Annotated in this window: 26 protein-coding genes and 2 tRNA genes; 15 read left to right on the forward strand and 13 right to left on the reverse strand. The window is 68.5% G+C overall.

The annotated features are described in order from the left end of the window. Nucleotides 1-712, forward strand: a 712-nt coding sequence (locus RMO04_RS02260; protein WP_309643171.1) for a methyl-accepting chemotaxis protein, incomplete at its 5' end; no start/stop codon positions are given. Here the strand turns inward: RMO04_RS02260 and RMO04_RS02265 are convergent. Next, on the reverse strand, nt 709-1,449 hold the full coding sequence (locus tag RMO04_RS02265) for a Sir2 family NAD-dependent protein deacetylase (RefSeq protein WP_309643172.1): 741 nt from the start codon (nt 1,447-1,449) through the stop codon (nt 709-711). The two genes, RMO04_RS02260 and RMO04_RS02265, sit on opposite strands and share 4 nt — an antisense overlap. A gap of 290 nt (nt 1,450-1,739) precedes the next feature. On the opposite strand from RMO04_RS02265, the gene RMO04_RS02270 reads away from it, so the two are divergent. The 4 genes from RMO04_RS02270 to RMO04_RS02285 all read left to right on the forward strand — a co-directional run bounded on the left by RMO04_RS02270 (nt 1,740) and on the right by RMO04_RS02285 (nt 7,021). Continuing rightward, the gene (locus tag RMO04_RS02270) at nt 1,740-3,632 is read left to right on the forward strand and encodes a methyl-accepting chemotaxis protein (protein ID WP_309643173.1); all 1,893 of its coding nucleotides are present in this window, start codon (nt 1,740-1,742) and stop codon (nt 3,630-3,632) included. A gap of 15 nt (nt 3,633-3,647) precedes the next feature. After that, nucleotides 3,648-4,130 carry a chemotaxis protein CheW gene (locus RMO04_RS02275; RefSeq protein WP_309643174.1) on the forward strand — a complete coding sequence of 161 codons (483 nt, stop codon included), beginning with the start codon at nt 3,648-3,650 and terminating at the stop codon, nt 4,128-4,130. Between the two features lie 41 nt (nt 4,131-4,171). Further along, nucleotides 4,172-5,617 carry a methyl-accepting chemotaxis protein gene (locus RMO04_RS02280; RefSeq protein ID WP_309643175.1) on the forward strand — a complete coding sequence of 482 codons (1,446 nt, stop codon included), beginning with the start codon at nt 4,172-4,174 and terminating at the stop codon, nt 5,615-5,617. Nucleotides 5,618-5,728: 111 nt separating this feature from the next. After that, on the forward strand, nt 5,729-7,021 hold the full coding sequence (locus tag RMO04_RS02285; RefSeq protein ID WP_309643176.1) for an ammonium transporter: 1,293 nt from the start codon (nt 5,729-5,731) through the stop codon (nt 7,019-7,021). Between the two features lie 21 nt (nt 7,022-7,042). Here the strand turns inward: RMO04_RS02285 and RMO04_RS02290 are convergent, their stop codons facing one another. Beyond that, entirely contained in the window at nt 7,043-7,357 is a 315-nt protein-coding gene (locus RMO04_RS02290) for a YggT family protein (protein ID WP_309643177.1), read from the reverse strand. Nucleotides 7,358-7,473: 116 nt separating this feature from the next. Between RMO04_RS02290 and RMO04_RS02295 the strand changes: the two genes are divergently transcribed. After that, nucleotides 7,474-7,549: transfer RNA gene (locus RMO04_RS02295), tRNA-Ala, on the forward strand. 59 nt (nt 7,550-7,608) lie between these two features. Here RMO04_RS02295 and RMO04_RS02300 read toward each other — a convergent pair. Then, nucleotides 7,609-8,469, reverse strand: a complete 861-nt coding sequence (locus RMO04_RS02300; RefSeq protein WP_309643178.1) for an MBL fold metallo-hydrolase — start codon at nt 8,467-8,469, stop codon at nt 7,609-7,611. A gap of 73 nt (nt 8,470-8,542) precedes the next feature. On the opposite strand from RMO04_RS02300, the gene RMO04_RS02305 reads away from it, so the two are divergent. From RMO04_RS02305 to RMO04_RS02315, 3 genes are read left to right on the forward strand one after another with little or no spacing between them, the layout of a single operon-like run. After that, entirely contained in the window at nt 8,543-8,917 is a 375-nt protein-coding gene (locus tag RMO04_RS02305; RefSeq protein WP_309643179.1) for a metalloregulator ArsR/SmtB family transcription factor, read from the forward strand. Next, the gene (locus RMO04_RS02310) at nt 8,871-9,407 is read left to right on the forward strand and encodes a rhodanese family protein (protein ID WP_309643180.1); all 537 of its coding nucleotides are present in this window, start codon (nt 8,871-8,873) and stop codon (nt 9,405-9,407) included. Before RMO04_RS02305 ends, RMO04_RS02310 begins: the two co-directional genes overlap by 47 nt. Nucleotides 9,408-9,419: 12 nt before the next feature. Then, nucleotides 9,420-10,187 (forward strand): sulfite exporter TauE/SafE family protein, encoded by a 768-nt coding sequence (locus RMO04_RS02315; protein WP_309643195.1) that lies wholly within the window; start codon nt 9,420-9,422, stop codon nt 10,185-10,187. Here the strand turns inward: RMO04_RS02315 and RMO04_RS02320 are convergent. Further along, complete coding sequence (locus RMO04_RS02320; RefSeq protein WP_309643181.1) at nt 10,184-11,041, reverse strand: DUF1206 domain-containing protein; 858 nt, start codon at nt 11,039-11,041, stop codon at nt 10,184-10,186. The two genes, RMO04_RS02315 and RMO04_RS02320, sit on opposite strands and share 4 nt — an antisense overlap. Before the next feature lie 59 nt (nt 11,042-11,100). Beyond that, complete coding sequence (gene polA / locus RMO04_RS02325) at nt 11,101-13,956, reverse strand: DNA polymerase I (RefSeq protein WP_309643182.1); 2,856 nt, start codon at nt 13,954-13,956, stop codon at nt 11,101-11,103. 93 nt (nt 13,957-14,049) lie between these two features. On the opposite strand from polA, the gene RMO04_RS02330 reads away from it, so the two are divergent. Next, a complete protein-coding gene (locus RMO04_RS02330) occupies nt 14,050-14,598 on the forward strand; it encodes a metallophosphoesterase family protein (RefSeq protein WP_309643183.1) in 549 nt (182 codons plus the stop codon). Here the strand turns inward: RMO04_RS02330 and RMO04_RS02335 are convergent. Beyond that, on the reverse strand, nt 14,595-15,386 hold the full coding sequence (locus tag RMO04_RS02335; protein WP_309643184.1) for an isocitrate lyase/phosphoenolpyruvate mutase family protein: 792 nt from the start codon (nt 15,384-15,386) through the stop codon (nt 14,595-14,597). The genes RMO04_RS02330 and RMO04_RS02335 overlap by 4 nt on opposite strands. Nucleotides 15,387-15,463: 77 nt before the next feature. Beyond that, complete coding sequence (locus tag RMO04_RS02340) at nt 15,464-15,712, reverse strand: zinc-finger domain-containing protein (protein ID WP_309643196.1); 249 nt, start codon at nt 15,710-15,712, stop codon at nt 15,464-15,466. Between the two features lie 145 nt (nt 15,713-15,857). On the opposite strand from RMO04_RS02340, the gene RMO04_RS02345 reads away from it, so the two are divergent. After that, on the forward strand, nt 15,858-16,799 hold the full coding sequence (locus RMO04_RS02345; RefSeq protein ID WP_309643185.1) for an ABC transporter ATP-binding protein: 942 nt from the start codon (nt 15,858-15,860) through the stop codon (nt 16,797-16,799). 55 nt (nt 16,800-16,854) lie between these two features. Then, a tRNA-Arg gene (locus RMO04_RS02350) sits at nt 16,855-16,931 on the forward strand. An 18-nt stretch (nt 16,932-16,949) separates the two neighbouring features. Here the strand turns inward: RMO04_RS02350 and RMO04_RS02355 are convergent. The 5 genes from RMO04_RS02355 to RMO04_RS02375 all read right to left on the reverse strand — a co-directional run bounded on the left by RMO04_RS02355 (nt 16,950) and on the right by RMO04_RS02375 (nt 20,391). Continuing rightward, nucleotides 16,950-17,321 (reverse strand): MmcQ/YjbR family DNA-binding protein, encoded by a 372-nt coding sequence (locus RMO04_RS02355; protein WP_309643186.1) that lies wholly within the window; start codon nt 17,319-17,321, stop codon nt 16,950-16,952. A gap of 127 nt (nt 17,322-17,448) precedes the next feature. Continuing rightward, complete coding sequence (locus RMO04_RS02360) at nt 17,449-17,973, reverse strand: SRPBCC family protein (protein WP_309643187.1); 525 nt, start codon at nt 17,971-17,973, stop codon at nt 17,449-17,451. Nucleotides 17,974-18,113: 140 nt separating this feature from the next. Further along, nucleotides 18,114-18,890, reverse strand: a complete 777-nt coding sequence (locus RMO04_RS02365) for a hypothetical protein (RefSeq protein WP_309643188.1) — start codon at nt 18,888-18,890, stop codon at nt 18,114-18,116. A gap of 57 nt (nt 18,891-18,947) precedes the next feature. After that, nucleotides 18,948-19,871, reverse strand: coding sequence for a hypothetical protein (locus RMO04_RS02370; protein ID WP_309643189.1), 924 nt, complete (start codon nt 19,869-19,871; stop codon nt 18,948-18,950). Between the two features lie 130 nt (nt 19,872-20,001). Further along, complete coding sequence (locus RMO04_RS02375) at nt 20,002-20,391, reverse strand: VanZ family protein (protein WP_309643190.1); 390 nt, start codon at nt 20,389-20,391, stop codon at nt 20,002-20,004. Nucleotides 20,392-20,495: 104 nt separating this feature from the next. Between RMO04_RS02375 and RMO04_RS02380 the strand changes: the two genes are divergently transcribed. The 3 genes from RMO04_RS02380 to RMO04_RS02390 are packed head-to-tail and all read left to right on the forward strand — an operon-like array spanning nt 20,496 to nt 22,253. After that, complete coding sequence (locus tag RMO04_RS02380) at nt 20,496-21,152, forward strand: HAD-IA family hydrolase (protein ID WP_309643191.1); 657 nt, start codon at nt 20,496-20,498, stop codon at nt 21,150-21,152. Further along, complete coding sequence (locus tag RMO04_RS02385) at nt 21,149-21,454, forward strand: 4a-hydroxytetrahydrobiopterin dehydratase (RefSeq protein WP_309643192.1); 306 nt, start codon at nt 21,149-21,151, stop codon at nt 21,452-21,454. The genes RMO04_RS02380 and RMO04_RS02385 overlap by 4 nt, the downstream gene beginning before the upstream one ends. 22 nt (nt 21,455-21,476) lie before the next feature. Continuing rightward, nucleotides 21,477-22,253 carry an SDR family oxidoreductase gene (locus RMO04_RS02390; protein WP_309643193.1) on the forward strand — a complete coding sequence of 259 codons (777 nt, stop codon included), beginning with the start codon at nt 21,477-21,479 and terminating at the stop codon, nt 22,251-22,253. Nucleotides 22,254-22,289: 36 nt separating this feature from the next. On the opposite strand, the gene RMO04_RS02395 is transcribed toward RMO04_RS02390, so the two are convergent. Beyond that, on the reverse strand, nt 22,290-22,700 hold the full coding sequence (locus tag RMO04_RS02395; RefSeq protein ID WP_309643194.1) for a Tat pathway signal protein: 411 nt from the start codon (nt 22,698-22,700) through the stop codon (nt 22,290-22,292). Nucleotides 22,701-22,837: the final 137 nt, after the last annotated feature.

Raw genomic sequence — 22,837 nt, forward strand, 5'->3', positions numbered from 1 at the left:
GCGTCGCACCGAGCAGCAGGCCGCCAGCCTGGAAGAGACCGCCGCGGCCCTGGACGAGATCACCGCCACGGTCCGCAGGACGGCCGAGGGCGCAACCCACGCCCGCAAGGTGGTGGAAACCGCCCGTTCAGACGCCGCCGAGGGCGCCGATGTGGTGCGCCGCGCCACTTCGGCCATGGACGAGATCGAGGGGTCGTCCAAACAGATCGGCCAGATCATCGGGGTGATCGACGAGATCGCCTTCCAGACCAACCTGCTGGCTCTGAACGCCGGGGTCGAGGCGGCCCGGGCCGGCGAGGCAGGCAAGGGCTTCGCGGTCGTCGCCTCGGAGGTCCGCGCGCTCGCCCAGCGTTCGGCCGAAGCCGCCAAGGAGATCAAGGCCCTGATCACCGCCTCCTCGGACCAGGTGGGCGTGGGCGTGGATCTGGTGGCCGCCACCGGCAAGGCGCTGGAGAGCATCGTGACCCAGGTCGCCGAGATCAACGGCATCGTCGCCGAGATCGCCGCCAGCGCCCAGGAGCAGGCCACCGGGCTCCAGCAGGTGAACACCGCGGTCAATCACATGGATCAGGTGACCCAGCAGAACGCCGCCATGGTCGAGGAATCCACTGCAGCAAGCCACGCCCTAGCCCATGAGGCCAAGGAGCTCGCCGTCCTGGTCGCGCAGTTCCGCACGGGAACAGACGACCCGCTCGCCCGGCGCGCCGCCTAGAGCGCACTCATGACCTGGCCGATCTCGTCGTGCAGCACGAGGTCGGCATAGTCGTCCTGGTCGGTCGGTTCGCGGTTGACGATGACGAGGCGCGCGCCGTTGCGCTTGGCCAGCAGCGGGAAGCTCGCCGCCGGATAGACCACCAGGGACGAGCCCAGCACTACGAACAGGTCGCAATCCAGCGTCGCGGCCTCGGCCCGGGCCATCTGTTCCGCTGGCATGGCCTGGCCAAAAGATATGGTCGCCGACTTCACCAGGCCGCCGCACTCGCGGCAGACCGGGATCTCGCCCCCATCCAGGAAGCTCGCGCGGAAGTCTTCGAACTCATGACGCAGGCCGCAGGCCAGGCAGCGGGCATAGTGGGCGTTGCCGTGCAGCTCGACGATCTTGTCCGCCGGGACGCCGGAGTCGTGGTGCAGGTTGTCGACGTTCTGGGTGATGACGGCCGTGACCTTGCCTCGCGCCACCAGCCGCGCCACCGCGGCGTGGCCGGCGTTTGGCTTGGCCCCGGTCCAGCGGGCGGCGCCGGAGAAGGTCCGGGTCCAGGCCTCGCGCCGACGGGTCTCGTCGCCGACGAAGTCCTGGAAGGAGATCGGCGTCATCCGGCTCCACACCCCGCCAGGGCTGCGGAAATCCGGCACGCCGGACTCCGTGGAGATGCCGGCCCCGGTGAACACCACGACCCTGCGTGCGCGTTCGATCTCGAGGCCAAGATCGCTCGGGGATGTGTCGTGCATGGCGGGGTCCTGACGCGGTCGCCCTACCATTGGAGCGACCTGGGGCGGGGCTGGCAACTGGCTGCGTCCACGCCGGTCTGACTCAGGTATGACCAGAGCTCGCCTCTCAGCCATACCCAATTTCGAGCATCATAAATCAGTAATACCAGACCGAATCGCGACGTCTCGACAGCAGTCAAAGTCTAAGCATCAGGATGCGACAATTTGTCGGCCGTTCATTAAGCGCCATTAATCAAGCTGAAGCGTTGCGTGGCTAGTGAATGCCTCAAATCTACTTGCGAGGCCCTTCCATGAACTTCAGTAACGCGCGCATATCGACAAAGTTGATCGCGGCCTTCGCCGTGATCCTCGCGGTGTTCACCCTGTCGGCGGGTGCGTTGTTCATGAGCTTAAACACGACCCTGGAGGCCGCGCGCAAGAACAACGTCAGTTATCAGAACAGCCAGGACGTGGCCGGGATGTTGGCCACCGCCGTCGAACAACAGAACGCCATGCGCGGATTTGCGGCGACGGGCGACGCCACGTTCCTCGAAAACTACGAGAAGAACGGCGCGGCGCTCGACAAGCACATCGCCGACTTCCGAGAGCGCACCAGTCAGCCCGCGCAGAAGGACCGCGCGGACCGCCTCAAGGAGATCGTGGCGCAATGGCGGATCGAGAACGACGGCGTCATCGCCCTGGCCCGTGATCCGGCCACTCTCGAGCAGGCCCGCGCCATGGTGGGAACGGTGCGGCTCTCCAAGGTCCGCGACGCGCAGGGCGAGCTGACGAAGGCGCAGAATGAGTTGGTGACGTCTCGCTGGGAGACTCAGCAGGCCGCCATCGGCCAGGCCAAGCTGACCCTGATCCTCGGCAGCCTGGGCGCGCTGGCCGCCGCCTGCCTGATGGCGTGGCTGCTTTCGCGCGCCATCGCTGCCCCTGTCGGCGACATGACCCGCGTCATGGGCAGGCTGGCTTCAGGCGACAACACCGTCGACGTGCCGGCCCTGGGTCGCAAGGACGAGGTCGGCGAGATGGCCCAGGCGGTCCTGGCGTTCAAGGACGCGGCCATCGAGAAGTTGCGGGTCGAGGGAGAGGTCGCCCAGGCCCGCGCCGCCACGGAGGCGGAGCGCCGCGCGGCCGAGGAGGCCCGCGCCCTGGCCGCCCGCGAACAGGCCGTCGTTGTCGAGTCCCTGGCGCGGGGCCTGTCGCGGCTTTCGGACGGCGACCTGACCTTCCGCATCGAGGCGGCCTTCGCCGCCGACTACGCCCAGCTCAAGACCGACTTCAACGCCGCCATGAACCGCCTGCAGGAGACCATGGCGGTGATCAGCGGCAATACCGCCAGTATGCAGGCCGGCGCGGGCGAGATCTCGACGGCGGCCGACGACCTGTCGCGCCGCACCGAGCAGCAGGCCGCCAGCCTGGAAGAGACCGCCGCGGCTCTGGACCAGATCACCGCCACGGTCCGCAAGACGGCCGAGGGCGCCAACCACGCCAGCGCCGTGGTGGCCACCGCCCGCACCGACGCCGAGGAGAGCGCCGTCATCGTGAGCCGCGCCACCGCGGCCATGGGCGAGATCGAGGGGTCCTCCAAGCAGATCGGCCAGATCATCGGAGTGATCGACGAGATCGCCTTCCAGACCAACCTGCTGGCCCTCAACGCCGGGGTCGAGGCGGCCCGCGCCGGTGAAGCCGGCCGCGGCTTCGCCGTCGTCGCCTCGGAAGTCCGGGCGCTCGCCCAGCGTTCGGCCGAAGCCGCCAAGGAGATCAAGGCCCTGATCAACGCCTCGTCGGCGCAGGTGGGCTCGGGCGTCGCCTTGGTCGCCGAGACCGGCAAGGCCCTGCAGCGGATCGCCCTGCAGGTGGCCGAGATCAACGCCTCGGTGGTCGAGATCGCCGCCAGCGCCCAGGAGCAGGCCGTCGGACTGCAACAGGTCAACACCGCCGTTAATCAGATGGATCAGGTTACGCAGCAGAATGCGGCCATGGTCGAACAGTCCACCGCCGCCAGCCACGCCCTCGCCAACGAAGCGATCGAGCTCGCGCGCCTGATGGGACAGTTCACCATCGGGGCGGTGACGCCCCAGGCCGCCGCGCGCGGATCCACTGGGCCATCCGCGGCAAGGCCTTTGCGCGCAAAGGCCTATGCGTCTCGTGGCGGCGCCCGCGTTGAAGCACGAACCGGCCTCGGCCGCCGATAGCTGGGAGGAGTTCTGATGGACATCTCGACCTCACGCATACCGTTGCCCGGGGCGGAACTGATCTCGGTTCGAATCGGCGACCAGGCCTACGCCATCGACATCATGGCGGTTCGCGAGATTAGGGGTTGGACGGCAGCGACCCCGCTCCCCCACGCCCCGCCCCACGTCCTGGGCATGATGAACCTGCGCGGCGCGATCCAGCCGGTCATCGATCTGGGCGCGCGCCTGGGCCTGGGCATGGCCGAACCCGGCCCCTCCTCGGTCGTGGTCGTGGCCCAGATCGGCGACGCCCAGATGGGCCTGGTGGTGGACGCGGTGTCCGACATCCTCACCGTCACCGAGGGGCTCATCCAACCGCCGCCGTCCGTCGGCAGTATTGAATCCACCACCTATGTGGCCGGCGTCATGACCACCGATACGGGCATCGTCTCCCTGCTGTCCCTCGACCACATCCTGCCGGCGGAAGTCCAGGCCACCGCGGTCGCGGCGGCGGCCTGACGATCGCGATCCACCCTCTAGAGTTCTAGGAACCGCGCCCCATGTTGGCTCGCCTGTCGATTACCTGGAAGCTGATGCTGGCTGTGGGCGTTTCGTTCGGCGTCCTCGCCGGGCTGACGGCGGCGCTGCGCGCGGCGAAGGTGACCGGCGTCGCGCTGGTCGCCAGCGAGGTGATCCTGGCCGTCGCCGTCATCGTCATGCTCTCGGTCACCATCGGCCGGGTCATCGGTCGACGCCTGTCCGAGATCACCGGCGCCTTGAGCACGCTTTCCGCCGGTGTCTACGACAAGCCCGTGCAGGGCGTGCAAGCCACCGACGCGGTGGGCGAGATCGCTCGCGCCCTGGACGGCCTACGGCACGTGCTCGCCGAAAGCCGCGCCGTGCGCGCGGGCCAGGCCGCCTCGGACCTCGCCGCGGAGCAGGAGCGTCGGCGGGTCGAGGGCGAAGGCGCCGAGGCCGGCCGACAGCAGGCCCTGGTGGTCGCAACCCTCGCCGAGGGCCTGTCGCGTCTCGCCCACGGCGACCTAACAGCGCGAGTGGGCGAGACCTTCGCGCCCCAGTACGAGGCCCTGAAGCACGACTTCAACGTGGCCATGAGCCAATTGCAGAACACCATCGGCGTCGCGGTCGGCGCCACCTCAAGCATGCGCTCAGGCGCCGACGAGATCAGCCGCGCGGCCGACGACCTGTCGCGCCGCACCGAACAACAGGCCGCCAGCCTGGAAGAGACCGCCGCGGCCCTGGACGAGATCACCGCCACGGTGCGCCGCACCGCCGAGGGCGCCACCCACGCCCGCGGCGTGGTCGAGACCGCCCGCACCAACGCCGCCGAGAGCGCCGAGGTGGTCCGCAAGGCCACCGCCGCCATGGGCGAGATCGAGGGATCCTCGCGTCAGATCGAGCAGATCATCGGCGTCATCGACGAGATCGCCTTCCAGACCAACCTGCTGGCCCTAAACGCCGGGGTCGAGGCCGCCCGAGCCGGGGAAGCCGGGCGCGGCTTCGCGGTCGTCGCCTCGGAGGTCCGCGCGCTCGCCCAGCGATCGGCCCAGGCGGCCAAGGAAATCAAGGCCCTGATCCACGCCTCCGGCGAACAGGTCGGCCAAGGGGTGACCCTGGTGGCCGAGACCGGCAAGGCCCTGCAGGTGATCGTCAGCCAGGTGGCCGAGATCAACGGCATCGTCGCCGAGATCGCCTCCAGCGCCCAGGAGCAGGCCACCGGCCTGCATCAGGTCAACAGCGCCATCAACCAAATGGACCAGGTTACCCAGCAGAACGCCGCCATGGTCGAGGAATCCACCGCCGCCAGCCACGCCCTCGCCAACGAGGCGGTGGAGCTCGCCAAGCTGATCGGCCAGTTCCGCACCCACGACGGCGAACCCGCCGTCCAGGCTCCGGCGCCCCGCGCCCGCGCGCATGCGCCCACCAGGGGCGGCTCGGCGCGCTTGGCCGTCGTGGCGCGCCAGGACAGCTGGGAAGAGTTCTAGAGCCCGACGCGGCGCCCAAGATTCGGGCCGCCCACGCACGTTTCTGCCTGCACATCGGGCGAATAGTCCTGTAGCCAGGGTCGTCGAACCGGATTCTGGGGGCTAGGCGGCATGACGTACCTGTGGCGCGCGATCACGTTGACCGCCCTGATCTTCACCGCGACGCCGGCCCTCGCCCAGGGCGCCGCGCCCGCCGCCGCCGACGGCGCGGCCACCGCCTGGATCCTCAGCGCCACGGCGCTGGTGCTGTTCATGACCTTGCCCGGCCTGGCGCTGTTCTATGCGGGCTTGGTGCGGTCCAAGAACGTGCTGTCGGTGATGATGCACTGCGTGGCCATCGCGTGCCTGGCCTCGGTGCTCTGGCTGTTCGGCGGCTACAGCCTGGCCTTTTCGGGTAGCCATCCGCTGGTCGGCGACCTCGCCAAGTTCGCCCTGACCTCGGTGGGCCGCGACGCTGTCGTGGGCGTGCTGCCGGAGAGCGTGTTCTTCGGCTTCCAGATGACCTTCGCCATCATCACCCCGGCCCTGATCGTCGGGGCCTTTGTCGAGCGCATCAAGTTCTCGGCCGTCATGCTGTTCTCCGGCCTGTGGCTGCTCCTGGTCTATGCGCCGGTCTGCCACTGGGTCTGGGGCGGCGGCTGGCTGGCATCGATGAAAGTCATGGACTATGCGGGCGGCCTGGTGGTCCACGCCACGGCGGGTGTCTCGGCCCTGCTGATCGCCTGGCGCCTAGGCCCGCGCGACGGCTTCCCGCGCGACCTGTCCCCGCCGCACAATCCGGGCATGACCATGATGGGCGCGGCCATGCTGTGGGTCGGCTGGTACGGCTTCAACGCCGGCAGCGCGCTCGCCGCCGACGGGGCGGCCGGTTCGGCCCTGATCGCCACCCACCTGTCGGCCGCGACCGCGGGCCTGGTCTGGGCCCTGATCGAGTGGACCCGCTATAAGCGCGCCAGCATGGTGGGCCTCGTCACCGGCGTCGTGGCGGGCCTGGCCACCGTCACCCCGGCCTCTGGGTTCGTGGGGCCGCTGGGCGGGGTGATCCTCGGGGCCGCGGGCAGTTTCGTCTGCTACCAGGCGGTGGATTTCGTGAAGAGCCGGCTCAAGGTCGACGACAGCCTCGACGTCTTCGCGGTCCACGGGGTGGGCGGCATCCTGGGAACCCTGCTTGTCGCTGTGCTGGCGACGCCGGCGCTAGGCGGGGCGGGCTATGCCGAGGGCGTCGACATGGGCGGCCAGGCCTTGACCCAGCTCATCGGGGTCGCGGCGGTCTGCGCCTGGTCGGCGGTCGCCACGCTGGTGCTGGTCTTCGTGGTCGGTCGCACGGTCGGCCTGCGCGCCTCGGCCGAGGCGGTGGAGGACGGCCTCGATCTCGCCAACCATGGCGAGCGGGCCTATCCCTGAGGCAAGAGGCCGCCCTCCGACCTAGGCGACGAGTCCGTAGACGGCGGCCTGCGCCGCGGGCAGCAGATAGCGCTGGATGCCGCTGATCACCAGGATGGCGACGATCGGGCTGATGTCGACATTGCCCAGCGGCGGGATGATCTTCTGGAACGGCGCCAACACGGGCCGCGTCACCGCCTCCAGGAACCGGGCGATTCCATAGACGAACTGGTTGCGCAGGTTGATCACGTCGAAGGCCACCAGCCAGGACAGGATGGCGCTGGCGATCATCGCGAACACCAGCAGGCTCAACAGGGCGTCGAGGATGTAAAAGACAAAACCGATCAGCGCGATCATCGAGGTTTCCAGCAGGGAATGAACGGCTCTGTATCGTCTGGCGCGCCGCGCCATGCAAGCCGCGCGCTTCTGCGGCTTGACAGACAGCCCCTCCCACCCCTAATTCCGCCCCTCCTGGGGCCGTAGCTCAGTTGGTAGAGCGCCTCGTTCGCAATGAGGAGGTCAGCGGTTCGACTCCGCTCGGCTCCACCAGGAACTTTTCACCTCTCAAACCACGACCGAGTTCCCTTCGGGGATGGCGCCGGCTCGCGTCAGGCCATCGTCACCGGAAGTTTCAGGAAGACCCGTCCCGAGGACGACGGCGCGGGCAAGGCGCCGGCGCGGATGTTCACCTGCAGCGCGGGAAGGATCAGTGTCGGGGGCGCAAGGGTGGTGTCTCGCGCCTCGCGCATCTGGACGAAGGCCGCCTCCTCCACGCCGTCATGGACATGGATGTTCTCCGCCCGCTGTTCGGCGACGGTTGTCTGCCAACGAAAGTTGTCGCGTCCCGCCGGCAGGTAGTCATGGCCCACGAAGATCCGGGTCTCCGGGGGCAGGGCCATCAGCTTACGGATCGAGCGGTAGAGGGTGGCGGCGTCTCCGCCCGGGAAGTCCGCCCGCGCGGTGCCATAGTCGGGCATGAACAGGGTGTCGCCCACGAAGGCAGCGTCGCCGATCAGATAGGTGACGCAGGCCGGCGTATGGCCGGGCGTGTGAAGGACGCCGATCGTGGTCTCACCAAGGCTCAACTCGTCGCCTTCGTTCAGCAGGAGGTCGAACGCCGCGCCGTCGGCGCTGACGTCCTGAGCCTCGAAGAGGGGAATGAAGGCCTTCTGGACCTGGGTGATCTGGGCGCCGATCACCACCTTCGCCCCCGTCGCGCGCCGGATGTAGTCGGCCGCCGACAGGTGGTCGGCATGGGCGTGGGTCTCCAGCACATAGGCCAGGTTCAAGCCCTGGTCGGCGACGGCCGCCAGGATCGCGTTGGCCGAGGCGGTGGACAGCACTGCGCCCTTGGGTTCGAAATCGAGGACCGGGTCGATGACGGCGGCGGTCCGCGTCGCCGGATCGCTGACGAGATAGGTGGCGGTGGAGGTCGTTGTGTCGAAAAAGGTCTGAACGGTGGGCGTCATGATGGGCGCCTCCTCTGGCGTCCACATGAATATAAGCAATTGCTAAATTAGAATCAACTAATATAATGGGCCCATGTTCGATCTCGCGAACTTCGACATCACCCGATTTGAGGTCAGCGCCTCGGAGGCCGCAAAGCTTCTGCGCGCGCTGGGCAACGAACGGCGTCTGATGATCCTGTGCCAACTCGCCGACGGCGAGCGATCGGTCGGGGAACTGCTTCCCCTGGTCGGCCTCTCCCAGTCGGCCCTGTCGCAGCACCTGGCGGTGCTGCGGGAGGAGGGCGTCGTGGCCACCCGCCGCGACGGCCAGACCATCTGGTACCGGATCGACGATCCCGCCGCGATCAAGGTGGTGGCGACTCTCGCCGAGATCTTCTGTCCTCCAGACATGAAGAAGACCGATGACCCATCCCTCCACCAAAACCCTGGCCCCCGACAAGGTGGCTGATCTGCTGCGGCGCGGCCGCGCCCTGCTCATCGACATCCGGGAGCCTGACGAGTTCGCCCGCCGTCACATCCAGGGCGCGCAGTCGCGGCCGCTTTCCAGCTTCGACGCCGCGCGACTGGCGGCTCGACCGGACCAGACCGTGATCTTCGCCTGCAAGTCCGGCATGCGGACGGCGGCCAACTGCGAACGACTGGTCGCGGGCCTCGACCGCGACGCCTTCCTGCTTGAGGGCGGCGTTGACGCCTGGGCCGCCGCCGGCCTGCCGGTTCAGGAGGACCGCAAGGCTCCTCTGGAGATCATGCGGCAGGTTCAGATCGGCGCGGGTTCGCTGGTCCTGCTGGGGGTGGCGCTCGGCTACCTCGCCCACCCCGCCTTTTTCGGGCTGTCGGGCGCCGTTGGCGCGGGGCTGCTCATGGCCGGCGCCACGGGCTTCTGCGGCCTGGCGCGGGTCTTGAGCCTCGCGCCGTGGAACCGCGTCGCGGGGGGCTAATCCTTGGATCCCCTGGTCCTTAGCCTGGCCCTCGCCGTCGTGGGCGGCGCGGTCATCGGCCTGTTGCTGTCGGTGTTCGGCGGCGGCGGCTCGGTGCTCGCCACGCCCTTGCTGATCTATGTGGTCGGCGTCACCGACACCCATGTGGCGATCGGCACGTCGGCGGCCGCGGTGGCCGTCAACGCCGCCCTCGGCCTGGCGACCCAGGCCCGGGCCGGCAGGGTGAAATGGCCGTGCGCCCTGGTGTTCGGCGGCGCCGGCCTGGCCGGCTCACTGGCTGGCGCGCACCTCGCCAAGCTCATTGACGGCGACCAACTGCTGGTCTGGTTCGCGGGCGCCATGGCCCTCGTCGCCCTGTCCATGTTGGCGCCCCGGAAAACACAGGGCGATCCGTCCGTCCGCCTGAACGCATCTCTAACCCTCAAACTGGCTCCGTTGGGTCTTGCCGTCGGCTTGGCCGCAGGCTTCTTCGGGATCGGCGGCGGCTTCCTCATCGTCCCGGGGCTCATGGCGGCCACCGGCATGACGCTGGCCAACGCGGCGGCCTCATCCCTCGTCTCCGTTGTCCTGTTCGGGGGGGCGACAAGCGCGAGCTATGGCCTTTCCGGCCTGATCAACTGGCCTGTCTTCCTGAGCCTGGTGGCAGGCGGCGGCCTCGGGGCCTTGGCGGGCGCACCGGTCGCTCAGCGTCTGGCGGGCCATGCGGACGTCGCCCGTCGCAGCTTCGCGGTTCTGGTCTTGCTGACCGCGGCCTATGTGGCGTTCCGCGCCCTGACCTAGGCCTTGATCGTCTCTTCGACCCGCATGCGACGGAACCGCGCTTCGGCGAAGGCGAAAAGCCCGAAGGCCATCAGGCCCAAGGCCGTCAGAGCGAGGATGGCGCCGCCGAAAGGTTGGCTCTCCAGGGATTCCAGGGCGGCCCCCATGCCCTGGCTGTCCGTGCCACGCGCATGCAGGCCGGCCATCACCAAGAAGCCCCCGACGGGAAGGAAGGCGACACCTCGCGCCATATAACCGAAACGTCCGAGCAATCCGACCCGGCGCGCCAGATCGCGGTCGCAGGACATCCGCTTGCAGAAGTCATCGGTCGCCGCCTGCCAGATGTTGCCAATTCCCACGCCAAGAACGAACAGTCCGGCGATGATGATCGCCAACTCTCCGCCGGGCATGGAAAGCGCGGTCTCCAAATCTTGGCGGGTCTCGGCCTGGTCGTCGATCTCCCGCAAGTCCTCCAGGGCGTCCAGCAACCCGAACACCGACACCGCCAAAGAGGCGTAGACCACCCCGCTGATGGCCTGGCCCGCCCGCGCGGCCAAGGCCTTCCACGACCGCCCCTGACGATCAGCGTCGAATACAGCTTGTAAGGCGCGCCAGGCGGCGAAGCCGTAGAGGCCGGCGCCGGTCAACCACAGCAGTACAAAGCCCAGCGGCCAGGCCGCCCAGGCCTCCAACGCGCCCATGGCGCCTTCCGCCTGCGGCGTGCGATCCAACGCCGCCAGCAGCGCGATGAAGCCAATGCTCACATAGACGAAGCCGCGCGCCGCGTAGCCCGCGCGACAGACCAGCTCGATGGCCGCGGCCACGGGATGGTCGTGCAGGGTGCGCCGGTAGCTGGCGAGGGCATGGGCGGTCACGATCGGCCTCCTGCAAGCGGGACCGTTGTCGAACGTGGTCCCGGCGCCTGAGTTCCGGACTAGTGCGCGTCGTCCCAGTTGGGCGCGGCGCGGGCCTCCACCACCAATGGCACGCTGAACGCCACCGCCGGTTCGGCCGCGCGCTCCATGACCCGCTTGGCCACGGCGATCAGGGTGTCGGCCTCGGCCTCCGGCGCCTCGAAGACCAGTTCGTCGTGGACCTGCAGCAGCATGCGGCCCGATAGACCCTCGGCCTTGAGCGCGGCGGGCATGCGGATCATGGCGCGGCGGATGACGTCGGCCGCCGCACCCTGGATCGGGGCGTTGATGGCTGCGCGGTCGCCGAAGGCGCGCTCGGCCTGGGACTTGGAGAACACGGCCGGGATATTGACCTTCCGCCCGAAGACGGTGGTGACAAAGCCTTGGGTGCGGGCCGCCTGCTTGGTGCGGTCCATATAGGCGCGGATGCCGGGGAAGCGCTCGAAGTAGGTCTTGATATAGGCCCCGGCCTCGTCCTGGGGGATGGAAAGCTGGTTGGCGAGGCCGAAGGCGGAGATGCCGTAGACAATGCCGAAATTGATCGCCTTGGCGCGGCGGCGCGTCTCGGCGGGCATGCCCTCGATGGGCACGCCGAACATTTCCGAGGCGGTGGCCGCGTGAATGTCCAGGCCTTCGGAGAACGCCTTCTTGAGCTGGGGGATATCGCCCACATGGGCCAGGATCCGCAGTTCGATCTGGCTGTAGTCGGCGCTGATCAGCACATGGCCGGGCTCGGCGATGAAGGCCTTGCGGATGCGCCGGCCCTCCTCGGTGCGGATGGGGATGTTCTGCAGGTTCGGGTCCGACGACGAGAGCCGCCCCGTCGTGGTCGAGGCCAGGGCATAGGAGGTGTGGACGCGGCCCGTCCGCGGGGCGATGGCCGGGATTAGGTTGTCCGTATAGGTGCCCTTCAACTTGGAGAGCTGGCGCCAGTCCAGCAGGACGCGGGGCAGTTCGTGGCCCTTGGCCGCCAGGTCCTCCAGCATCGAGGCGTCGGTGGAGGCAGCCCCGGTGGCGGTCATGCGGCCCGAGCTTAAGCCCATCTCCTGGAACAGCAGGTCGCCGATCTGCTTGGGGCTGCCCAGGTTGAACGGCCGGCCCGCCAGGCGGTGCGCCTCTATCTCCAGTTCGCCCATGCGCACGGAGAAATCGTTGGAAAGCTGGCGCAGCCGCTCGGGATCGACCTTGATCCCGTGGTTCTCCATCTGGGCCAGCACGGTCGGCAGCTTGCGCTCCAAGGTCTCGTAGACGGTGAGCAGGCCTTCGCGGACCAGACGCGGCCGCAGCAAGAGCCACAGCCGCAGGGTGACGTCGGCGTCCTCGGCGGCGTAGCAGGTGGCCGGCTCCAGGGGCACGTGCTTGAAGCTCTTCTGTCCCTTGCCGGCCCCGGTGACCGCCTTGAACTTGATGGGCTCGTGGCCCAGCCAGCGCTTGGACAGCTCGTCCATGCCGTGGCTCTTGTGCAGGCCCGCCTCCAGCACGTAGCTGATCAGCATGGTGTCATCGATGGGCGCGACGTCGATCCCGTAGCGCGACAGCACCGCGATGTCGTACTTGGCATTCTGCGCCACCTTCAGGACCGACGGGTCCTCCAGCAGCGGCTTCAGCCGGGCCATGACGTCTTCACAGGGGATCTGCTCGATCTGCTCCGGCGTCTCGAACTCAAGCCCGCCCGAACCCTCGTTCTCATGGCCCACGGGGATGTAGCAGGCCTCGCCGGGCGCCAGCGCCAGCGACACGCCGCAGAGGTTGGCGTTGGCCGAGGACAGGGCGTCGGTCTCGGTGTCGAAGGCCACCACGCCCACCGCCATGGCCTTGGCGATCCAGGCGTCGAGGGTGGCCAGGTCGCGGATACAGACATAGGCGTTGGTGTCGATGGGGCCGTGATCGGCCGCTTCCGGCTGGGGCGGGGGCGCCTGCGCCGCCGGAGCGGTTCCCGGTCCTCCGGCCACCCGGCGGGCCAGGGTGCGGAACTCCATCTCCTCCAGGAACTTGGCCAGGGTCGCGGCGTCCGGCTCGCGCACCGCCAGCTCGTCGACCGGCGAGGGCAGGGGGGTGTCGCAGTCCAGCCGCACCAGTTCCCGCGACAGCCGGATCTGGTCGGCGAACTCGATCAGGGTCTGGCGGCGCTTTTCCTGCTTCACCTCGCCGGCGCGGGCCAGGACCGAGTCCAGGTCGCCGTACTCGTTGATCAGCAGGGCCGCGGTCTTGACCCCGATGCCCGGAGCGCCCGGCACGTTGTCGACGCTGTCGCCGCACAGGGCCTGGACGTCGACCACCTTGTCCGGCGTCACGCCGAACTTCTCGAACACCTGCTCGGCGCCGATCTTCAGGTTCTTCATGGTGTCCAGCATCGACACCCTGGGCCCGACAAGCTGCATCAGATCCTTGTCGGACGAGACGATCACCACCTCGCCGCCCGCGTCGCGCACCTTGCAGGCATAGGCCGCGATCAGGTCGTCGGCCTCGTAGCCGGGCAGTTCCAGGCAGGGCACGCCGAAGGCCCGGGTGGCGTCGCGCATTAGCGGGAACTGCGGGATCAGGTCCTCGGGCGGCGGCGGCCGGTGGGCCTTGTACTGGTCGTACAGCTTGTTGCGGAATGTCTTCTCGGAGTGATCGAATATCACCGCCAGGTGGGTCGGCGCTTCCTCCTGGGCCTTCATGTCGACCAGCAGCTTCCACAGCATGTTGCAGAAGCCCGAGATGGCCCCGATCGGCAGGCCGTCCGACTTCCGCGTCAGCGGCGGAAGGGCGTGATAGGCGCGGAAGATGAAGCCCGACCCGTCCACCAGATAGAGCCGGACCGCCGGTCCGTCCTGGGTGGGCTCGCGGGCGATGTCGTCCAGGGTCGCGGGGGCGTCGAGCGTGTCGGTCATGGGGGGAAGATAGGCGCGAGGGAGGCCGCGGTCATCCGCAAGATCGCAATATGGCGCGTGCGCGAGCGAGGTTCTTGGGGCTAGGTTGCCGGCATGGCCCAACCCGTCATCGTCGCGGTCCTCGCCGACTGCCACATCCATCCCGGCGGCGGCCCGGACTGGACACCTCAGATCCTCGACGCCCTGGCCGGGGTCGACCTGATCGTCACCCTGGGCGACATGGGTGAGGCCGCCGGTCTCGACCGCCTGGCGCAGATCGCCCCGGTTTTGGGTGTGCGCGGCCAGGACGACAGCGACGACCCGCGCACCGCCCCACAGGTCCGCGTCCTGCAGCTCGGCGGCACCCGGCTGGGCTGCGTGTTCGATCCCGTCGCCGCCGGCCTCGCCGACTCGGTCGATCCGTTCAACCCGGACTACAATTTCCGTCCCAGGTGCCGGGAGCTGTTCGGGGGCGCGATCACGGCCTTGCTGTTCGCCTCGACCCATGTGCCCCAGTCGGGGTGGTTCCCAGGCTGCATGGTGCTCAACCCCGGCAGCGCCACCCTGCCCACGGGCGTGGAGGACGGCGCGCCGGGGACCTTCATCCGCCTGGAGGTCGCCGATGACCGGTTCGACTTCCAGATCGTCGAAATCGGTCGCTAGCCGAAGCGCTTGTTGAGGTCCGGAAGGTCCTTGCCCAGCAGGGCCAGGGCGCCGGCGTCGCCGCTGGCGAGGTAGGCCTCGACCGACTTGGCGAGGGCCGCGTAGGCCGCGCGGAACGGGGCGGTCGCGGAGGACAGTCGGCGCACGCCTAACGCCTGCAGGCGCGCCGCGGGGGAGACGCCCGGACGGCCCATGACGTTGAGGGGCAGGGCGATCTCCTTGGCCAGCGTGGCCAGCAGGTCATCGTCGGCGGGGCCCGGCACGAAGATGCCGTCGGCGCCGGCCGTCTTGTACAGCTCGGCGCGGCGCAGGGTTTCGGCCAGGGCGGCCTCGCCCTGAGCCAGGCCGCGCAGATAGACGTCGATCCGGGCGTTGACGAACAGGGCGACCCCCGCCTCGGCGGCGGCCTTGCGCACGGTCTCGATCTTGCGGACGTGGAGGTCGGGGTCGCGCCCGCCGTCCTCGAAATTGATCCCCACGGCGCCGGCCCCGATGACGCCCTTGATGGTCTCGGCGACGGTCGTCAGGTCGTCGGAATAGCCGCCCTCGATGTCGGCGGTGAGCGGGACCTTGATCACCCGGGCGATCTCGCCGATGGCCGCCAGCAGCGTCGGGATCGGCAGGATGTCGCCGTCAGCGTAGCCATGCGCCCAGGCGACGGCGGCCGAGGAGGTGGCCACGGCCTTGGCGCCGGCGTCCTCCATCAGGGCGGCGCTGGCGGCGTCCCAGGCGTTGGGCAGGACAAGAATCTCAGGCCCGGCGTGCAGGGCGTGGAAGGTCTGGCTCATGGGGTGGCGCTCCAGGGGTTTTCTGGAGGACGATATAGGAAGCCCTGCCGTGACTCGCTCGCGGAAATCGGACGGGATCAGTGCCCGTGCGGACCTTCGTAGACACCGGGCGCCAGGCGCTCGTCCTCGGGGCCTTCGGAGCCGGCCGGCAACACGAATCGACGGTCGCAGTAGGGGCACTCGACGAAGGTCGCCTCGCCCATTTCCAGCCAGACACGGGGATGGCCCAGCGCGCCGCCGACCCCGTCGCAGGCCACTCGGCCCGAGCGCACCACGATCGTTTCCGAAGGCGGCAGGTTCGCGGTCAGCGCCCCCTTGGCGGGCATCGGTTCGAGCTTTGACGAGCGGCCTTGGTTCGGAACGGGGGCTTTGCGGGCCATAGGTTGAATCTCCGGCGGCGGAAGCTTGGCGGATGCGCCGCGCGCGCCTAGGTATGCGACCACGGCTTCGCCCGTCAATTAGGCGCTTTCAATGACACTCCCTGACTATGCGATCGAGGCCGAAGGCCTGGTGAAGATCTACCCGGCCACCAAGACCACGGCGGAGATGCACGCGCTGAAGGGGCTGGACCTGAAGATCCCGCGCGGCTCGATCTTCGGGCTGCTGGGGCCGAACGGGGCGGGGAAGTCGACCTTCATCAACACCTTGGCGGGCCTGACCAAGAAAACCTCGGGCACGGTGCGCATCTGGGACCGCGATATCGACGAGCGCCCGCGCGACGCCCGCGCCGCCATCGGGGTTGTGCCGCAGGAGATCTCGGCAGATCCCTTCTTCACCCCGCGCGAAAGCCTGGAGGTCCAAGCCGGCATGTACGGCGTGCCCGCCAAGGAGCGCCGGACCATGGAGCTGCTCGACGCGCTGGGCCTGGGCGACAAGGCCGGCGCCTACGTGCGCCAGCTCTCGGGCGGCATGAAGCGCCGGCTGATGGTGGCCAAGGCCATGGTGCACAATCCCCCGGTGCTGATCCTGGACGAGCCCACCGCCGGGGTGGACGTGGAGCTGCGCCGCCAGCTCTGGTCCTATGTGCTGGAGCTGAACCGCAAGGGCGTCACCATCGTGCTGACCACCCACTATCTGGAAGAGGCCCAGGAACTCTGCGACCAGATCGCCATCGTCAACCGCGGCGAGGTGGTGGCCTGCGAGTCCACCGAGACCCTGCTGAAGCGCCTGGACACCCGCAACGTGGTCGTCACGCCCGAGGAGCCCCTGGCCGTGGCGCCGGAGCTGGCGGGATTCGAGACCAAGACCCGTCCGGGCGGCGCCTTCTCGGTGACGTACCGCACTGGCCAGTCCAGCGTCGAACAGGTGCTGGCCGCCGTGCGCGCCACCGGCCTGCACATCAGGGACATCTCCACCGAGGACCCGGACCTGGAGGACGTCTTCGTGTCGCTGACGTCCAAGGCGGCGGCCTGAGCCTGACCCTTTCGCTCGCCCGCGCTTTCAGCTAGAGGAGCGTTCCCGCGCATATGCACCCGTAGCTCAGCTGGATAGAGCGTTGCCCTCCGAAGGCAAAGGTCACACGTTCGAATCGTGTCGGGTGCGCCAGCGGGTTTCTGAAATCTCCTAGACTTCGACCTGCAGCCGCTTCGGCGCGGCCAGGCGCCAGCTGGTGCGCAGGCGCTCGGCGACGTGGGTCCAGTCGGTGTCGGCGGGGGCCAGGTTGAGCGCGATCCATCCGGACGGCCCCAGATAGGCCGGCCAGCTATAGAGGTCGGGATCGGCCTCGATCAGCAGCTCCTGCTCGTCGCGGCCCGTCGTCTTCACGCAGACCACGGTCATATCGTCGCCGTGATGGTTGTGGCGGAAGTAGGCGAACATCTTGCCGGCCACCCGGAACGCCGGGATGCCATGGGAGATGGTCTCGTCGCTCTCCGCCAGCGCGAGGCAGGCCGCGCGGACGCGCTCCAGCACGGTCGTCGGATCGGGGCTCAGCACGCGCGGTTCTCCTGACAGGTGTCCAGCTTCGCCCAAGGCGCGCCAGGACCCAAGCGGTCAGCCGCCGAATAGACCGCAGATATGGCGACCCCGCCTATGTCCGTCTGCTGCTCACCGCCGCCAGCGCCTAGGGGATGAGGGTCTCGTACTGGTCCTTCAGCCCGGTCCAGGTCGACCAGAACGGCGGCGGCGTGCGGCCGGCGGCGTGGGCCTCCAGGATCGCCAGGTGCGTATGCCAGCCGCCGGAGTAGCTCAGCATGGCGGCGCGGTTGGCGATCTTGCGGTGCGTGATACTCAGCAGGACCTCATCGCCGCGCTCGGCCAGCTCGAAGGTGACCTCCGAGCCGCCGTCGAAGGTGATCGTCACCAGACGCGGAGGATCGATCGCCAGAATCTCGCCGACCGACTGATGGCCCTTGCCGTCAAATCCGGGGGGCGGGGGCTCCTTGATGGGCGAGAGCTGGGCGTGGTCGAAATTGAGCTCCGTCCGCCCGCCCACGCGCAGGTCCCAGTCGCCGGAGGCGAACCATTTGCCCCGCATCTCACCGTCGGTGACATAGGCCCAGACCCGGTTGATCGGGCCGGGCAGGTTGCGTTCGAAGCGGATCACGTCGGGGGAGATGACGTGGCCGGGCGCGGAGGTGTCGGTCATGGGGAGCTCCTTGAGGTCTTGACGCAGCAGGCCTTCGAGGATGCGAAAGCGCTCGGCGATGCTGGCGGCTATTTGTTGAACCATTCAGTTCAATAACGGCGCGCGAAGCCAATTGTCAACTCATCGGTTGAACGACCGGGTCAGCCCTTGCGCAGGGCGTGGATAGCCGCTCCGGTGAAGGTCCCCGCGCCCACATGGGTGAGCGGCGATTCCAGATCGACCCAGATCTCGCCGCCCAGGTCGCGCCAGCGGCGGCAGAAGGCGTAGTCCTCTGACAGATACTGCCCGGTGGCGGGCTCGATCATGGTGTCGAACACCATCACCGCGTCGCCGCCACCCTCGGCCATGTCCCCCATCTTGGCCGTGAGCTCGGGGTGCGCCTCGACCACCGTCTTGGCCGCCTTGCGGCTGATCAGCATGAAGCCGGTTCCGCAATAGGCGACGCGGGCGAAGCCCTCCTCGACCTGAACGCTATTGTCGGGGGTGGGCAGGAAGCGGACCACGTACTGCTGGGCGGCGGTCTGCAGGTCGACGGCGCCGGCCAGGACGGCCTGGCGCGCCTTCTCCCAGTTCAAGATCTTGGCGGGGGCGACGCCGGCCACCACGTCGTGGCCCGACTTCAACAGCCGCCACAGGTTGTCGGGCGCGAAGCCGATGTCGGCGTCACAGAACAAGATGTGGCTGGCGTCGGTCTCGTTCAGGAACTTGGCCAGCATTCGGGCGCGGCCCCGCTGGATCAGGGCCTCGCCGCCCATCATCTCCGTGCGCAGCCGCACGCCGCGCCCGACGCAGGCGGTCTGCAGCGCCAGCAGCGACTGCACGTAGTGGATATAGACCAGGCCGCCATAGGCCGGCGTCGCCAGAAAGATCGACGGCGCAGGCTTCGCCTGACCGGTCTTCGCCTTCGTCTTGGCCATACGCACCCCCGAAACCAGGGGCGATGATAGGCGCCGCCGAGACCCGCGAAAAGGCCCCTAGCGCTTACCGGGCCAGGTCAGGAAGCCCTGGGCGTCGCGGCCGGCGGCCGGCCGCACGCAGCCGCCGCAGCCGATGGCCGTTCCGCCCGTGGCGTAGCCGCCGGACGAATAGCCGCTGGATGAACCGCTGCTACGCTCCGAATAGCGGATCGAGGATTCGTAACGCTCTTGACGAACCTGGCCATAGGCGCGGGCGGCGCGACGGGACTGTTCCTCGCGCCAGGCGAGCTCCATGCGACGCTCTTCCTCGATCCGAGCGTGCTCGCGCCGCTCATGATCGCGGCGGGCCATCTCCCGGCGCTCGACGTCGCGACGCTCCAGCTCGCGACGTTCGAAGTCGCGGCGAGCGAATTCATGACGGGCGAATTCCTGGCGTTCATATTCACGACGCGCGAAATCCCGACGCTCCAGATCACGGCGCTCGGCGTCGCGGCGGGCCATCTCGCGGCGCTCGTAGTCCTCCCGGGCATAGTCGCGCCGCTCGACCTGGCGGTCGTCGATCCGGTGGTCCTCATGACGCTCCACGCGGGCGTATTCCCTGGGCGGGGCGGGCGCATAGGCCGGGCGCTCGACGCGGACATAGCGGCGCTCCACCTTGGCCGGGGCGCGGGCGACGACGTTGCGTTGAGGCTTGGCGGCGGCGCGATGCTGGGCCTTGGCCACCGGCGCGGCCTTTTCGGGCGCCATGGTCGGCGGGCAGGAGGCGACCTGAGCCGGCGTCGGGCAGGCGCAGCAGCCGGCCGTTCCGGGAGCTCCCGGCGTCGCCGCGCCTTGAGCCCCAGGCGTCGCCGCGGGCAGGGCGGTCTGCACCGCCGGCGGGGCGGCGGCGTCCTTCGAGGCGATCTTCGGACGCTCGGCGGTCTCGCCGCAGGCGGCGAGGGCCACGAAGGCGGCGACGGACAGGATGGAACGCAGACGCATGGCGGATTTTCCGGCAGCTACAAGGACTTGGCCCAAGGATGCGGATCAATTCCCGTTAACGCTGTGGCTTTCACCCCACGGGCGAACCCACCGCGCGTGCGGCGCGATAATTAGGAATATTCGATTGTAATCAAACGACGTTTTCGCCGGCGAGCGGCTTCGGCTTGAACCGACGCGCGATCGCCCAGAGGGTTAATCCCAGCGCCACGCCCACGCTGTCGGCCAGGGCGTCGCGCCAATCCCCCTGGCGGCCGAACGGCATGAGCGCCTGGGCGAACTCGATCCCGATCGCCAAACTCCAGACCGCGACCACCACCTTCCAACGCCGGCGGGTGGAAAACAGCAGGCCGATAAGGGTCAGGGTTCCGAAAGCGATGGCGTGCGCCGCCTTGTCCCAGATGATGCCCTCGCCAGGCACGTCCCGCGTGGGCGCCAGGGTCAGGTACAGGATGACGCTGACCGCGAGCAGGAACACGCCCAGGCGAAGCGGCCGGGGAATGAAGGAGAATGTGGGGCGCATGATTGCTCTCTAGCCTGGGAACCCAGCTTCCCGCAAAACCGGTTTCCACTTTGGCCCCCGACTCGCTAGCGTCGCGCCGCATTTCAAACGACGGATTGGAACTCATGGCGGTCGAAGCGGTGATCTGGGATTTCGGCGGGGTGTTCACCTCCTCGCCCTTCGAGGCCTTCGCCCGCTACGAGGCGGAGAACGGCGTGCCCAAGGACCTGATCCGGAGGGTCAACTCCACCAATCCAGACACCAACGCCTGGGCGCTGTTCGAGCGCAATGAGATCGACACCAAGGGTTTCGACGAGCTGTTCCTGGCCGAGTCCACGGCGCTGGGCCACCCGGTGCCGGGCAGCCATGTCCTGCCCCTGCTGTCGGGTTCGGTGCGGCCGCGGATGGTGGCGGCGCTGAAGGCCTGCAAGCAGCACTTCAAGGTCGGCTGCATCACCAACAACATGGTCAGCCACCACAGCCCTGGCGCCGACGAGACCCAGCGCCCGGTGGGCGCCATGGGTCAGATCATGCCGCTGTTCGACCACATCATCGAGAGCTCAAAGGCCGGGGTGCGCAAGCCCGATCCGATGATCTACCTGATGATGTGCGACGCGCTCGGCGTCGACCCGGCCAACTGCGTCTATCTCGACGACCTGGGGATCAACTGCAAACCGGCCGCGGCCATGGGCATGCGGGCGATCAAGGTGGTGGATGTCGATCAGACCTTGGCCGAGCTGTCGGCCGCCACGGGCCTGATCTTCGACGAGGAACCGGCATGAGCCGGCCGGTGAAGATCGGGGCCAAGGCGGCGCTGGCGAGCCTGCCGGGTTGGGCGGCTCTTCCCGGCGACCGCGACGCCATCCAGCGCAGCTTCAAGTTCGCCGACTTCAACGCCGCCTTCGGTTTCATGACCCGCGTGGCGATCCGGGCCGAGCAGCTGGACCATCATCCAGAGTGGTTCAATGTCTACAACCGCGTGGACGTCACCCTGGCCACCCACGACGCCGACGGGGTGACCGCGCTAGACGTCACCCTGGCGACCTTCATGAACGAGGCCGCCTCGGCGGCCGGCGGCAAGTAACAACAACACGCGGGAGACGACGATGGCGGGACGGGTCGCGGGCAAGAAGGCCTTCATCACCGGCGGAGCCCAGGGCCTGGGCGCGGCCATGGCGCGCAAGCTGGCCGACGAGGGGGCCAAGGTCTCCATCGCCGACATCAATCACGAGGGCGCCAAGACGGTGGCGGCCGAGATCAACGCCGCCCACGGCGCCGGGACCGCCTTCGCCTTTCCCCTCGACGTCACCAAGGAAGAGCAGTGGATCTTCGCCCTTGAGGAAGCCGACGCGGCCATGGGCGGCATCTCGGTCCTGGTGAACAACGCCGGGATCAGCAAGGGCGGCGACATCGAGCAGCTCAGTCTCGAAGACTGGAAGCTGGTGATGAGCGTCAATGTCGACTCGGTGTTCCTCGGGACCAAGCACGCGCTGAAGTACATGCGCGAGAACCAGCCCGGGTCGATCGTCAACATCTCGTCGATCGCGGGCCTGATCGCCGCCCATAACTCGCCCAGCTACAATGCGTCCAAGGCCGCGGTCTGGCTGCTGAGCAAGGGCATCGCCCTGCATTGCGCCAAGCAGGGCCTGGCGATTCGCTCGAACTCCATCCACCCGACCTATATCGACACGCCCATCCTCGACCCCCTGCGCCAGAGGTTCGGCAAGGAGATCGCCGAGGGCAAGCTGGCCCGCCAGATCCCGATCGGACACATCGGCGAGCCCGAGGACATCGCCAACGCCGTGCTCTATCTCGCCAGCGAAGAGTCGAAGTTCATGACCGGTGCGGAGATGAAGCTCGACGGCGGCATCTCGGCGATGTGAGCTTTTTTCCCTCCCCATGAAGGGGAGGGAAAAGGGTCAGTTCATCAGCATCGTGCCCAGCAGCAGGCGGGCGCCCTTCTGGCCGATGACGCGGTCGGTCTCACGCTGCAGCTGGATCGCCAACTGGTCGGCGTTGGGGGCGGCGTTGGGGTTCATGCCGTAGGCGTAGGTCTGCAGCGACTGGACATAGGCCGCGCGCAGGCGGGGGATCAGGAGCTCGGCGCGGGCCCGCAGCTTCTCGTCCGGCACGTCGATCCCGGTCTCCACCGTCAGGACCCCGCGCCGGCCGTTCGGGCGGATGACGGTGGAGGTCAGCGTGCTGATCTGGATGAAGCTGACCCCGCCGCCCTTCTTTTTCTCCGGCCCGGCGGCGAGCGCCAGCCCCGGCGCGAGGGCCGCGATCAGGGAGAGGGCGAGTAGGCGGCGGCGTTCCATGCGCGACAGCACGCCACATCATGGTTAGCGCTCTCTTTACGTCCGGGGGCCGATGGTGCGGCGAAGATTCGCATGACCCCTGCAGGAGCGCCGCTTTTGGGCCGGTTCGCACCCACTTCCCTCGATCTCGACGGCAAGGTGATCCTCGT

The sequence above is a fragment of the Phenylobacterium sp. genome (assembly GCF_031412415.1).
Lineage (GTDB): Bacteria > Pseudomonadota > Alphaproteobacteria > Caulobacterales > Caulobacteraceae > Phenylobacterium.

Bases quoted from the DNA above. Each gene is read 5' to 3' on its own strand.
- RMO04_RS02265 (WP_309643172.1), bottom strand. From the start codon at position 1,449: ATGCACGACACATCCCCGAGCGATCTTGGCCTCGAGATCGAACGCGCA.
- RMO04_RS02270 (WP_309643173.1), top strand. From the start codon at position 1,740: ATGAACTTCAGTAACGCGCGCATATCGACAAAGTTGATCGCGGCCTTC.
- RMO04_RS02275 (WP_309643174.1), top strand. From the start codon at position 3,648: ATGGACATCTCGACCTCACGCATACCGTTGCCCGGGGCGGAACTGATC.
- RMO04_RS02280 (WP_309643175.1), top strand. From the start codon at position 4,172: ATGTTGGCTCGCCTGTCGATTACCTGGAAGCTGATGCTGGCTGTGGGC.
- RMO04_RS02285 (WP_309643176.1), top strand. From the start codon at position 5,729: ATGACGTACCTGTGGCGCGCGATCACGTTGACCGCCCTGATCTTCACC.
- RMO04_RS02290 (WP_309643177.1), bottom strand. From the start codon at position 7,357: ATGATCGCGCTGATCGGTTTTGTCTTTTACATCCTCGACGCCCTGTTG.
- RMO04_RS02300 (WP_309643178.1), bottom strand. From the start codon at position 8,469: ATGACGCCCACCGTTCAGACCTTTTTCGACACAACGACCTCCACCGCC.
- RMO04_RS02305 (WP_309643179.1), top strand. From the start codon at position 8,543: ATGTTCGATCTCGCGAACTTCGACATCACCCGATTTGAGGTCAGCGCC.
- RMO04_RS02310 (WP_309643180.1), top strand. From the start codon at position 8,871: ATGACCCATCCCTCCACCAAAACCCTGGCCCCCGACAAGGTGGCTGAT.
- polA (WP_309643182.1), bottom strand. From the start codon at position 13,956: ATGACCGACACGCTCGACGCCCCCGCGACCCTGGACGACATCGCCCGC.
- RMO04_RS02330 (WP_309643183.1), top strand. From the start codon at position 14,050: ATGGCCCAACCCGTCATCGTCGCGGTCCTCGCCGACTGCCACATCCAT.
- RMO04_RS02335 (WP_309643184.1), bottom strand. From the start codon at position 15,386: ATGAGCCAGACCTTCCACGCCCTGCACGCCGGGCCTGAGATTCTTGTC.
- RMO04_RS02340 (WP_309643196.1), bottom strand. From the start codon at position 15,712: ATGCCCGCCAAGGGGGCGCTGACCGCGAACCTGCCGCCTTCGGAAACG.
- RMO04_RS02345 (WP_309643185.1), top strand. From the start codon at position 15,858: ATGACACTCCCTGACTATGCGATCGAGGCCGAAGGCCTGGTGAAGATC.
- RMO04_RS02360 (WP_309643187.1), bottom strand. From the start codon at position 17,973: ATGACCGACACCTCCGCGCCCGGCCACGTCATCTCCCCCGACGTGATC.
- RMO04_RS02365 (WP_309643188.1), bottom strand. From the start codon at position 18,890: ATGGCCAAGACGAAGGCGAAGACCGGTCAGGCGAAGCCTGCGCCGTCG.
- RMO04_RS02370 (WP_309643189.1), bottom strand. From the start codon at position 19,871: ATGCGTCTGCGTTCCATCCTGTCCGTCGCCGCCTTCGTGGCCCTCGCC.
- RMO04_RS02375 (WP_309643190.1), bottom strand. From the start codon at position 20,391: ATGCGCCCCACATTCTCCTTCATTCCCCGGCCGCTTCGCCTGGGCGTG.
- RMO04_RS02380 (WP_309643191.1), top strand. From the start codon at position 20,496: ATGGCGGTCGAAGCGGTGATCTGGGATTTCGGCGGGGTGTTCACCTCC.
- RMO04_RS02385 (WP_309643192.1), top strand. From the start codon at position 21,149: ATGAGCCGGCCGGTGAAGATCGGGGCCAAGGCGGCGCTGGCGAGCCTG.
- RMO04_RS02390 (WP_309643193.1), top strand. From the start codon at position 21,477: ATGGCGGGACGGGTCGCGGGCAAGAAGGCCTTCATCACCGGCGGAGCC.